Source organism: Glycomyces luteolus, assembly GCF_027622875.1.
In the GTDB taxonomy this organism is placed as follows: Bacteria; Actinomycetota; Actinomycetes; order Mycobacteriales; family Micromonosporaceae; genus Glycomyces; species Glycomyces luteolus.
Genome location: NZ_JAPZVP010000020.1, coordinates 95,600 through 106,199, shown reverse-complemented (window position 1 = coordinate 106,199; position 10,600 = coordinate 95,600). Strand labels below are relative to the sequence as shown.

Genomic DNA, 10,600 nt, shown 5'->3' with positions numbered 1-10,600 from the left:
AAGTGTCCCAAGGAAAAGACAGTCAAAAACAGTACCAACCAGAAACCACCAGCACCTAGGCCAGCAATCCCCAGTCAGCCCGCACGCTGACCATCCAAACACCCTGTTGAGTTCTCAAACAACACGCACTGATCAGATCTGAAACTTCTTGGAAGTTCCTCTCCGACCGGAGCGGCTCCAGTAACTTACCAGACCGGTTTTCGGGCCGTTTTGGCCCCCCGATCGATTCGTTCGGAGTTTTACCCTTTTGGTTCTGGGCCAGGGCCTTTCGGCTTTCCTGTCCGTTTCCCCCTCGGGCAAAGACAAATTTACGTTACCTGGAAACGGGGTTCGCAAGGGGGGTGCGTGCTCGGCGCCACACCCTTGCGAACCGCACGTTTGCGCAGGTCAGTCCGCAAAAGAGGCTATCGCTTGCGGCGTTTGCCCCTGGCTTCCTCTTCCTGGGCGACCCTTTCGAGCACCTCGGCGCGGCGTTCCCTGCGCTCGGCGAGGCGTTCATCGGCGCCCTTGCGGTCGCTGATTTCGAATCGGGCGTCGGTGCCGCGGGGAGCGACGGTCGCGATGATGTTCGGGTCGGTCGGCTGCCATTCGAATTCGTGTTCGGCGATGCGCACGAACGAGCCGGGCACTGCTCCCTGCTTCACGAGTGCGTCTTCGACGCCGAGAGCCGCGAGTCGGTCGGCGAGGTAGCCCACCGCTTCCTCGTTCTCGAAGTTCGTCTGGCGGATCCAGCGTTCGGGCTTGTTGCCGGTGACGATGAATTCGACGTCGCCATCGAAGGCCGGCTTGACCTTCTTGACGTTGAAGCCGGAGTCGTCGACGGCGGCCGGGCGGATGACGGCGCGGGTCGCTTCGATCGGCGGCTGGGCTTCGCGGTACTCGACCACTTCCTTGGCGAAGGCGAAGTTGAGCTCCTTCAGACCTTCACGGCTGACGGCGCTGACCGCGTAGACGGGCCACCCGTACTTCTCAAGATCGCCGCGGACGTAGTCGGCGAGTTCGCGCCCGTCCGGGAGGTCGATCTTGTTGAGGACGATGATGCGCGGCCGGTCGGCGAGCCCCCCGTATTCGGTGAGCTCGTGCTCGAGGGCGTCGATGTCGGAGACCGGGTCGCGGTCGGACTCGAGGTTGGCGCAGTCGACGACGTGCGCGAGGACCGCGCAGCGCTCGATGTGCCGCAGGAACTCGAGGCCGAGCCCCTTGCCGGCCGCCGCGCCGGGGATGAGGCCCGGGACGTCCGCGATCGTGTAGGTGGTCTCGCCGGCGGACACGACCCCGAGGTTCGGGGTGAGCGTCGTGAACGGGTAGTCGGCGATCTTCGGCCGGGCGGCCGACATCGCGGCGATGAGCGAGGACTTGCCCGCGGAGGGGAAGCCGACGAGGCCGACGTCGGCCACACTCTTGAGTTCGAGGGTGACGGCGAGCTCGTCGCCGGACTCGCCGAGTTCGGCGAAGCCGGGGACCTTCCGCTTGGAGCTGACGAGGGCGCGGTTGCCGCGGCCGCCGCGGCCGCCCTGGGCCACGGTCACCTCGGTGCCGTTGCCGGTCAGGTCGGCGAGGATCTCGCCCTCTGAGTAGATGACGGTGCCGTTGGGCACGGACACCCGGATGGACTCGCCGTTGGCACCGTCCCGGTTGGACCCTTGGCCGTGCTTGCCGTTGCCGCCCTGCAGGCGGGTCTGGAAGTGGAAGTCGAGCAGGGTGTGCACGTTCGGGTCTACGACGAAGACCACATCACCCCCGTGGCCGCCGTTGCCGCCGTCGGGTCCGCCGAGCGGCTTGAACTTCTCACGGTGGACCGACACACAGCCGTTGCCACCTTTACCGGCAATGACCTGGAGATTCACGCGGTCTACGAAACTTGTCACCGTCCAAGCGTAGCCACCTCGGGGGACCCCCGGAGACGGCGCCCGTGGCACATGCTAAAGTTTCTCCTCGTGCGAGAGACACCGCCCCAAAAGTGCGGTAGTTGCTCAAACACCATGCGCCGCTAGCTCAACTGGCAGAGCAGCTGACTCTTAATCAGCGGGTTCGGGGTTCGAGTCCCTGGCGGCGCACCACACAAGAGGTCCTGATCACAGGGCCTCTTTTTGGTTTCCCCGAAAGGGCGTGGAAAGGCCCGGCGGCCGAGCGGCCGCCGGGCCTTTTCGCCTACGTGTAGTCGACGAACAGTTCAGCGGACTGGGCGACGAAGTCCTCCAGCGCGGCGGTGGCGGCGGCTTCGTCGATCCCCTCGCCCTCCCACAGCGTCGTGTACACGGTGATCTCGAGGCTGCCGAGGGCGACGTGGAGGTTGAGAGTCTTGGTGCCGTCGGTCGAGTCCGTGTAGAAGCTGCCGGCGTCACCCATCTCGGTCCACTCGCTGAACTCGTAGCCGTTCTCGGCGTTGTAGTAGTCGGCGTCCGACTCGACCCAGTACACGACGTCCTCGACGGTCTCGTAGTCGGTGATCCGCAGGTTGACGCCGGTGACTTCCTCGTTGTAGAACGAGCAGCTCAGCGAGCCGAGCCCGTTGGTGCTGCTCTCGGTCCGGGAGGTCTGGTCCGGGTCGAGCGGGCCGTACGCCTCTTCGAAGGTGCCGAAGTCGAAGGCGTCGCACGCCTCCGAGTTGAGCTCGGCGGCCCCGGAACCGCCGCCGTCATCGCCCCCGTCGTCACCGCCATCGGAGCCGCCGTCGTCCCCGGTGCTGTCGCCGCCTTCTTCGGCAGTCGTGTTCGGTTCGCCGCCGCCCCCGGCGTCGTCCGAGTTATGGGTGCGCTGGACCACGAGCAGGATCACGGTCATGATGACGATGAGGACCGTGAGAACCGCCCCGCCGATGAGCCACAGGTTGTTCTGCTGCTGCGGCTGCGGGGATTGGCCGCCGTACTGCGGCGTGGGGTAGCCCGGCTGCGAGGGGTAGGTCATCTGGTCGGCTCCATGGGGATCGTTCGTGCGTCGACCTCACTCTAACGCCGGTCGTCCAGGTCTGTTCGCCCGGAGTTTGCCAGCGGGGAGGCCTCGATCCGGCCCCCGGTGCCTAGACTGGGCGCATATACGGCCCTTACAACCTCGATTGGTCCACTATGGCGAATGTCTTCCACGTGCATCTCAATGAGCTCAATGAGCTCCTGGTCGAGATGGCCCGCAGGGTCGGTGACGCGGTCGAGCAGGCCACGGCGGCGCTGCTCGAGACCGACACCGCCGCGGCCGAAGCCGTGGTGTCCGCGGACGACCAGGTCAACGCGCTGCAGTTCCGGGTGGACGACCGGATCGTGGAGCTGATGACGCAGTACGACCCGGTGGCGACGGACCTGCGGTTCGTGCTGGGTGCCGTGCGGATCTCGGTGGACCTGGAGCGAATGGGCGACCTGGCGAAGCACGTGGCGAAGTCGGTGCTGCTGCGCGCGCCCGTGCCGGTGATCCCCGATTCGCTGCGGGCGGACTTCGCGGCGATGGGCGCGGCGGCCGTGCATCTCTCGCAGAAGCTGGTGACGGTCCTGGAAGAGCGCGACCACCTCCTGGCCTCGCAGATGGGCCTGGACGACGACGAGCTCGACGCGATCCAGCAGCGCATCCACGCGCAGCTGCCCACCCTGGGATACGGGCCGCAGACGGCGGTCGACGCGGCCCTCCTGGCGCGGTTCTTCGAGCGGTTCGGCGACCACGCGGTACGCATCTCGCATCAGGTCGTGTACCTCGTGACAGGGGATGTTCACCTCGACCGTTCATAACGGTCCGATCACGGCCGGGGCGAGACCCGGTAAAACCGCCTGTTCAGAGGGGTGTCCCCGGCAGGTCCCACTCCACTGTTGCGAATCGCGCTCAGTCGTTCACCTTGAGTTCAACTCCAAGTCAGCGGGTGAACACCGGGTCTGGCTTTGATGGTTGCGGACAGTGAAGCAGTAGCCCGGCCGAGCGCTGGGAGACGGAGTAGAGACCAGCATGAAACTGAACCGCAGAGCCATCTTCGGCGGCATCACCGCCGGCACCCTCGCGCTTGGCCTCGCGGCCTGCGGCGGCGGTGGCAGCGACGAAGAGGGCGGGTCCGGCGACCTGGCCACGGGCGAGATCAACGCCTCTGGCGCCAGCTTCCCGGACGCCTTCTACGCGGCGGCCATCGAGGCCTACGCCGATGTGAACCCCGACCTCATGGTGACCTACAACGCCACCGGCTCCGGCACCGGCAAGTCCGAGTTCGGTGAAGGCCTGAACGACTTCGCCGGCACCGACTCGCTGGTCGGCGACGACGACGGCGTCGAGGCCGGGAGCTTCCAGTACATCCCGACCGTGGCCGCCCCGATCACGATCTCCTACAACCTGCCCGGTGTCGACGCGCTGCAGCTCCCCCAGGACGTCCTGGCCGGGATCTTCGCGGGCACCATCACCACCTGGAACGACGCGACGATCGCCGAGGCGAACCCCGACGCGACCCTGCCGGACACCGCGATCTCGCTCGCGGTCCGCTCGGACGGCTCGGGCACCACCACGAACTTCTCGAAGTTCCTCGAAGCCTCGGCCCCCGAGGTCTGGACCCTCGGCTCGGGCGACACCATCGAGTGGCCGGCCAACGCCATCGCCGGTGAGAAGAACACCGGTGTCGCGCAGATCATCCAGGACACCGAAGGCGCGATCGGCTACGTCGACCTCGCCGACGCCACCGAGAGCAAGCTCGTGACCGCCTCCATCGAGAACGCCGAGGGCGCCTTCATCGCCCCGTCCCTCGAAGGCGCGACCGCCGCGCTCGACGGCGCCCAGGTCGAAGCCGACCTCTCGTACAACCCGCTGAACGCGGCCGGCGCCGAGGCCTACCCGATCACCGCCCCGACGTACATCCTCATCCGCACCGAGTACGACGACCCGAACGTCGCCGCCGGTGTCAAGGAGTTCGTCAACTACCTGCTGACCGACGGCCAGGCCCTGGCCACCGAGAACGGTTACGCGGCGCTGCCCACGAGCCTGCAGGAGCAGGCCATCGAAGCTCTGAACGCGACGATTGCCGACTAGGAACCCCGGATCCGATCACCCCAACGGCCAGCGCGCCGCTGGGGTTTTCGGCCGTTCCGCTGACGAAACCGGAGAGAGAACCTTGACCGCAACGGCAACCCCCGAAGCCCCCGCCGAGGTCGACCTCGGCGGCGAGGCCCGCTCCCGCAGGGCCGACTGGGGCTTCCGGGCCCTGGTGACCGCGGCCGGGCTGACCGTCCTCGCCGTGCTGGGCCTGATCCTGATCACGACCTCGCTGCGCGCGTCTCCCGCGTTCCAGGACGAGGGCCTGATCGGCTTCGTCACGGGCACCCGCTGGGCGCCCAACGACGACGTGTTCGGCACGTTCCCGATGCTGTACGGGACGCTCGTCACCTCGGTCATCGCGATGCTCATCGCGGTGCCGGTGTCGATCGGCATCGCGCTGTTCATCACCGAGGTGGCGCACCGCCGCAGCCGCAAGTACATCGTGACCGTGATCGACCTGCTCGCCACCGTGCCTTCGGTGGTGTTCGGCCTGGTCGCGGTCTTGGTGGTGGTTCCGGCGATCACCCCGGCGTACCAGTGGTTCGCCGATCTGGTGGCGCCGGTGCCCGGCCTGAACGCGATCTTCGACGACACGAACACCGGCCGCAACTACTTCACCGCCAGCCTGGTGCTGGCGATCATGGCGATCCCGATCATCACCTCGATCGCGCGTGAAGTGTTCGCGACGGTGCCCGAGACCGACAAGCAGGCCGCGTACGCCCTCGGCGCGACGCGCTGGGAGATGGTCAAGGGCGCGATCCTCCCCCACTCGTTCGGTGGCCTCGTGGGCGCCTCGATGCTGGGCCTGGGCCGGGCGATGGGTGAGACCATCGCGGTGGCACTGGTCATCGGCGGCGCGACGTCCATGTCCGCCAACCTGTTCGCACCGGGCAACACGATGGCGGCGATCATCGCGCAGCAGTGGGGCGAGTCGAGCGGTCTGCACCAGGACGCGCTCATCGCGATCGGCGTGGAGCTGTTCGCGATCACCGTGATCATCAACTTCCTCGCCCGCGTGGTGGTCCGCCGCGCCGAGATCAAGATGAAGGGGGCCCACTCATGACGAGCCTCAACACCGCCCCGGATCTGACGGGGCGCAACCTGTCGAAGCGGAGGGCGTTCGCCAACCGCTCCGCGACGGTCCTGATCGGCCTGTGCGTCCTCATCGCGGCCCTGCCGCTGGTGCTGGTCGCATGGCAGGTCATCACGCGCGGCGGTTCGGCGCTCAGCCTCGGGTTCCTGACCGAGGAGATCCCGCGGAACTACCGCACCGAGGGTCCGGGCATGGGCCCGGCGATCTTGGGCACGCTGGCGATCACGGGCATGGCGGCGCTGATCGCGATCCCGATCGGTGTGCTCGGCGCGGTCTACCTCAACGAGTACGGGCAGAACAAGCCGCTGGCGCGGTTCATCCGGACGATGGCCGACGTCATGACGGGTGTGCCGTCGATCGTGATGGGCCTGTTCATCTACGTGGCGTATGTGATCGTGATCGGCGAGAAGGTCGGCTTCGGCGGTTCGCTGGCGCTGGCGTGCCTGATGCTGCCGATCGTGATCCGCTCGGCCGAGGAGATGCTGCGGCTCGTGCCTGAGGAGCTGCGGCAGGCTTCGGCGGGGCTGGGTGCGCGGAAGTGGCGCACAACGATGAGCGTGGTGCTGCCTTCGGCTTCTTCGGGGATCACCTCGGGGGCGCTGCTGGCGGTGGCGCGGGCGGCGGGCGAGACCGCGCCGATCATCGTGACCGTGGGCTTGACGTACATCTACAAGCCCGACCTGTTCTACGGCGAGAACACGACGCTTGCGGCGCAGATCTACCGGAACGCGACGCAGCCGTTCGCGGCCTCGCAGGAGCGGGCCTGGGGTGCAGCGCTGACGTTGATCGTGATCGTCTTCCTGTTCACGATCGTGTCGCGGATCATCGCATCGCGGTTCGCGATCGACAAGCGCTAGTACTGCTCGGTCTCACTCCGCGGCCCCGCACCGGAAGGTGCGGGGCCGTTGCCGTGTGCGGGGTTCACCGGATAGGCGAAGGGCCCCGCCGATCCGGCGGGGCCCCTGTCGTCGTGTGCCTAGCCGAAGCGGCCGGTGACGTAGTTCTCCGTGCGCTCGTCGGAGGGGGTGGTGAAGATCCGCTGGGTGTCGTCGAATTCGACGAGGACGCCGGTGCGGGTGTCGCTCTGCTCGTTGACTTCGGTGGAGAAGAACGCGGTCTTGTCGGAGACGCGCGCGGCCTGCTGCATGTTGTGGGTGACGATCACGATCGTGAACTGCTTGGCCAGGTCGACCATGAGCTCTTCGATGCGGGCCGTGGCGATGGGGTCGAGGGCCGAGCAGGGCTCGTCCATGAGGACCACTTCGGGCGCCAGCGCGATGGTGCGGGCGATGCACAGGCGCTGCTGCTGGCCGCCGGAGAGGGCGAGGGCGCTCTGCTTGAGCTTGTCCTTGACCTCGTCCCAGAGGGCGGCCTTCTTGAGGGACTCCTCGACGATGGCCTCGCGCTCGGCGCGGGGGACGCCGTGGATCTTGGGGCCGTACGCGACGTTGTCGAAGATGGACTTGGGGAAGGGGTTGGCCTTCTGGAAGACCATGCCGATGCGGCGGCGGACCTCGACGGGGTCGACGCCGGCGCCGTATAGGTCCTTGCCGTGGTAGGCGACCGTGCCTTCGACGCGGGCGCCGGGGATGAGGTCGTTCATGCGGTTGAGGGAGCGCAGCAGGGTGGACTTGCCGCAGCCCGAGGGGCCGATGAGCGCGGTGATCTCGTTCTTGGCGACGGTGAAGTTGACGTCTTTGACGGCGTTGTAGGCGCCGTAGTAGACGTTGACGCCGCGAATGTCGAAGACGGTGGGCGCGTCGTGGCTGAAGGGCGCGTGAGGGGCGCCGGGCGCCGTGTTCGCGCCGATGCGGCGGGGGTCGACGGTGCGGCCGAGCGCCGAGTGCGACGGATCGCTCATGGTCTCTCCTTCTGCGCGAGGCAGGTGTGGAAGCGAAGCGGGCTGTCGCGACTGTAGGCGCGGCGGGTGGCGTCGGGTTCGATCTGGGGTGAACCGGGGGTGAATCCGCGGGCCCGGCTCGGTCTCGCGGGTGCCCAGGCGGTACTTCTCGGCTCGGCGGAAACTGGACGCGCGGTCGCTCCGGCGGCGATACTGGCCGGATGATGCGATTTCTGGTGCGTCTCGTCCTGACGGCCCTGGCGCTGTGGCTGGCGGCGGCGATCGTCGGGGGCATTGACCTGTACGGCGATTCGGTGCTGGAGGATTTCCTCTCGCTCGTGCTGGTCGCGTTGGTGTTCACGCTGGTGAACACGTTCGTGAAGCCGATCATCATGGCGGTGGGCTGCGCGCTGTACGTGTTGACGCTGGGACTGTTCGGTCTGGTGGTGAACGCGCTGATGTTCTGGCTGACGGGCTGGCTCTCGGAGCAGCTGTCGCTGGGGTTCTACGTGGACGGTTTCTGGGCGGCGTTCTGGGGCGCGATCATCGTGTCGCTGGCGATGTGGGTGATGGACCTGCTGTCGCCGCGGAAGCCGGCCGAGGAGTAGCGGGCATGGCGAACGGGGGCGGCCGGTGGCCGCCCCCGTTCGTCGCGCGCTGTCGCTAGAAAGGCAGTCCGGTGGACGGTCCTGTGGGGACGTCGCGGACGTTGGCGTCGCGCTTGGCGGCCTTGGTGGTGCCCGCGGTGTTGAAGGGCATGGGGCCCTGCGGTCCGGGGGCCTTGCCGAGGCGGCGGCGCATGATGTTCAGGTTGTGCAGTCCGGCGAGCGCGTAGGTGCGGATGCGCGCGAACTGCTTGGCCTTCTTGGCGGTCTTGAGTCTCTCGACCGCCTTGTAGTGGAGTTTGCGGGCGCGGTCGAGGGCCGCGGCCGCTTCGGTGTCGCCCACGGAGACCGGGGCGATCTTGAGCTGGCTGCCGAGGAGCTCGGTCCAGGCCTCGGCGTCGGCTTTGGCCCTGGCTTTTCGGCGGCGCTTGGTCTCGATGACGGATCGCAGGCCGAGGACGGCTGCGAAGATGAGGACGATCGCGACGATTGCGACGAACGCGATGGTAGAGGTTTCAATGGCGTCTTTCATCGTCACCCCCCGTGACCAGTGCTGATGATGTTGGTACGAATATTATTCCATTGCCGCCCCGCATTTGTGAAAGTCCCCCTTGTTCCGGCGTTTCTTTGGGCACCGCACGAAAATGCCGCGGATCGGTCACACTGCGACAGCGGATCGCCGACGCGGGGTTACCCGCGTGCGGTTGAGGCGAATCGACCCCGTACCTACATATGCAATAGTGCGCATGTTAGCATTCGATGGCAGTGGGGACCCCACCGCCGGGACCCGGTTCGCCGCGCCCGCACCGCCACTAAGGAAGGCGCCCTCCATGGGCCACGACCACTCGCACGCAGGAGCCGCCTCGCTCGGCGCGCGACACAAGGGCCGACTCTGGCTCGCCCTCGGCCTCGCCCTCGCGGTGACGGCCGTCGAGGCCGTCGCCTCCTGGTACACCCATTCGCTCGCGCTGCTCTCGGACGCCGGCCACGTCGCCGGCGACGCCCTGGGGATCGCCATGGCGCTGGCCGCGATCATCGCCGTGGGCCGGTCGGGCGGGCGGCCCCGCCGCACCTACGGCATGTACCGGCTCGAAGTGCTGGCGGCCCTGGCGAACACGGTGCTGCTGTTCGGCGTCGCCGGGTTCGTCATCATGCAGGCCGTGCGCCGCCTCGGTGACCAGCCCGAGGTGCAGTCCGGCCCGATGCTCGCCGTCGCCGTCTTCGGCCTCGCCGCCAACGTCGCCTCCCTGCTGCTGCTCCGCTCGGCCGCCGCCGAGTCCATCAACGTGCGCGGCGCCTACGTCGAGGTCCTCGGCGACGCCATCGCCTCGCTCGGCGTCATCGCCGCCGCCACGGTCATCGCCTTCACCGGCTGGTTCGCGATCGACAGCCTGATCGCCGTCGGCGTGGGCCTGTTCATCCTGCCGCGCGCCTACCGGCTGGGCCGCGACGCGCTCCGCATCCTCCTCCAGCACGCGCCCGTCGGCGTCGACCCCGCCGCGGTCGAACACTCGCTCGCTGCACTCGATGGGGTGAAAGAGGTCCACGATCTCCATCTGTGGACGTTGACGTCGGGCATGGAGGTCGCGACCGTCCATCTCGCCCTCGACTCGGGCGCCGATCCCGGAAGCGTGCTCGGCGACGCGCAGCGGACGCTGGCAGAACAATTCGACATCGCGCACGCGACGGTCCAAATCGAGCCCGGCAGCGCGGAGGCCTCCTGCGGCACACCGCATTGGTGAAGCGCGGCAATCGTTCTGTCCGGAACCTGATACTGACGGATAGTCGACGTTCGCCTTGTAACGCAATGGTTAAGCTCGACACCGTCCTGGGGACTCGAATGCTCCTTGGAAGGAGGAGATCCATGTTGACCCACACATGGAGGAAGAGCAGCAGGTCAGGTCCCAACGGGGCCTGTGTCGAGGCCAGGCTCGCGGAAGCGGCCGTGGAGATCAGGGACACCAAGCTGACGGTGAGCCCGATCCTGCGCGCCAGCCGAGCCGACTGGCGTTCGCTGCTGCGGACATCTGGCAGGTAAGAAGGACGGGTAAGGGGGCGGATGCGGCGGTG

The 10,600-nt window shown here is 67.5% G+C and carries 11 protein-coding genes and 1 tRNA gene; 8 read left to right on the top strand and 4 right to left on the bottom strand.

The window, feature by feature from the left end; genetic code table 11:
* Positions 1-404: 404 nt before the first annotated feature.
* On the bottom strand, positions 405-1,868 hold the full coding sequence (obgE, locus tag O1R50_RS21530) for a GTPase ObgE (protein WP_270112278.1): 1,464 nt from the start codon (positions 1,866-1,868) through the stop codon (positions 405-407).
* Positions 1,869-1,984: 116 nt separating this feature from the next.
* Here obgE and O1R50_RS21525 point away from each other — a divergent pair.
* Positions 1,985-2,060 (top strand) — tRNA-Lys (locus O1R50_RS21525).
* A 91-nt stretch (positions 2,061-2,151) separates the two neighbouring features.
* Here the strand turns inward: O1R50_RS21525 and O1R50_RS21520 are convergent.
* Positions 2,152-2,907 carry a hypothetical protein gene (locus tag O1R50_RS21520; RefSeq protein ID WP_270112277.1) on the bottom strand — a complete coding sequence of 252 codons (756 nt, stop codon included), beginning with the start codon at positions 2,905-2,907 and terminating at the stop codon, positions 2,152-2,154.
* A 158-nt stretch (positions 2,908-3,065) separates the two neighbouring features.
* Here O1R50_RS21520 and phoU point away from each other — a divergent pair, with 158 nt between their 5' ends.
* From phoU to pstA, 4 genes are all read left to right on the top strand, one after another.
* A complete protein-coding gene (gene phoU, locus O1R50_RS21515; RefSeq protein WP_270112276.1) occupies positions 3,066-3,713 on the top strand; it encodes a phosphate signaling complex protein PhoU in 648 nt (215 codons plus the stop codon).
* 211 nt (positions 3,714-3,924) lie between these two features.
* Positions 3,925-4,986, top strand: a complete 1,062-nt coding sequence (gene pstS, locus O1R50_RS21510; RefSeq protein WP_270112275.1) for a phosphate ABC transporter substrate-binding protein PstS — start codon at positions 3,925-3,927, stop codon at positions 4,984-4,986.
* Between the two features lie 82 nt (positions 4,987-5,068).
* Positions 5,069-6,055, top strand: coding sequence for a phosphate ABC transporter permease subunit PstC (gene pstC, locus O1R50_RS21505; protein ID WP_270112274.1), 987 nt, complete (start codon positions 5,069-5,071; stop codon positions 6,053-6,055).
* A complete protein-coding gene (gene pstA / locus O1R50_RS21500) occupies positions 6,052-6,942 on the top strand; it encodes a phosphate ABC transporter permease PstA (protein ID WP_270112273.1) in 891 nt (296 codons plus the stop codon). The genes pstC and pstA overlap by 4 nt, the downstream gene beginning before the upstream one ends.
* Before the next feature lie 119 nt (positions 6,943-7,061).
* Here the strand turns inward: pstA and pstB are convergent, their stop codons facing one another.
* Positions 7,062-7,946, bottom strand: coding sequence for a phosphate ABC transporter ATP-binding protein PstB (pstB, locus tag O1R50_RS21495; protein WP_270112272.1), 885 nt, complete (start codon positions 7,944-7,946; stop codon positions 7,062-7,064).
* A gap of 200 nt (positions 7,947-8,146) precedes the next feature.
* Here pstB and O1R50_RS21490 point away from each other — a divergent pair, with 200 nt between their 5' ends.
* Positions 8,147-8,533: a phage holin family protein gene (locus O1R50_RS21490; RefSeq protein WP_270112270.1), complete on the top strand. Its 387-nt coding sequence runs from the start codon at positions 8,147-8,149 to the stop codon at positions 8,531-8,533.
* A gap of 55 nt (positions 8,534-8,588) precedes the next feature.
* Here O1R50_RS21490 and O1R50_RS21485 read toward each other — a convergent pair whose 3' ends face one another.
* Complete coding sequence (locus O1R50_RS21485; RefSeq protein WP_270112269.1) at positions 8,589-9,062, bottom strand: hypothetical protein; 474 nt, start codon at positions 9,060-9,062, stop codon at positions 8,589-8,591.
* A gap of 298 nt (positions 9,063-9,360) precedes the next feature.
* Between O1R50_RS21485 and O1R50_RS21480 the strand changes: the two genes are divergently transcribed.
* Together O1R50_RS21480 and O1R50_RS21475 are read left to right on the top strand one after the other, a co-directional pair.
* A complete protein-coding gene (locus O1R50_RS21480) occupies positions 9,361-10,272 on the top strand; it encodes a cation diffusion facilitator family transporter (RefSeq protein ID WP_408612780.1) in 912 nt (303 codons plus the stop codon).
* A gap of 122 nt (positions 10,273-10,394) precedes the next feature.
* Positions 10,395-10,568 (top strand): DUF397 domain-containing protein, encoded by a 174-nt coding sequence (locus tag O1R50_RS21475; RefSeq protein ID WP_205327402.1) that lies wholly within the window; start codon positions 10,395-10,397, stop codon positions 10,566-10,568.
* Positions 10,569-10,600 lie beyond the last annotated feature (32 nt).

Bases quoted from the DNA above. Each gene is read 5' to 3' on its own strand.
- O1R50_RS21475 (WP_205327402.1), top strand. From the start codon at position 10,395: ATGTTGACCCACACATGGAGGAAGAGCAGCAGGTCAGGTCCCAACGGG.
- pstA (WP_270112273.1), top strand. From the start codon at position 6,052: ATGACGAGCCTCAACACCGCCCCGGATCTGACGGGGCGCAACCTGTCG.
- pstS (WP_270112275.1), top strand. From the start codon at position 3,925: ATGAAACTGAACCGCAGAGCCATCTTCGGCGGCATCACCGCCGGCACC.
- O1R50_RS21490 (WP_270112270.1), top strand. From the start codon at position 8,147: ATGATGCGATTTCTGGTGCGTCTCGTCCTGACGGCCCTGGCGCTGTGG.
- phoU (WP_270112276.1), top strand. From the start codon at position 3,066: ATGGCGAATGTCTTCCACGTGCATCTCAATGAGCTCAATGAGCTCCTG.
- O1R50_RS21520 (WP_270112277.1), bottom strand. From the start codon at position 2,907: ATGACCTACCCCTCGCAGCCGGGCTACCCCACGCCGCAGTACGGCGGC.
- O1R50_RS21480 (WP_408612780.1), top strand. From the start codon at position 9,361: ATGGGCCACGACCACTCGCACGCAGGAGCCGCCTCGCTCGGCGCGCGA.
- O1R50_RS21485 (WP_270112269.1), bottom strand. From the start codon at position 9,062: ATGAAAGACGCCATTGAAACCTCTACCATCGCGTTCGTCGCAATCGTC.
- pstB (WP_270112272.1), bottom strand. From the start codon at position 7,946: ATGAGCGATCCGTCGCACTCGGCGCTCGGCCGCACCGTCGACCCCCGC.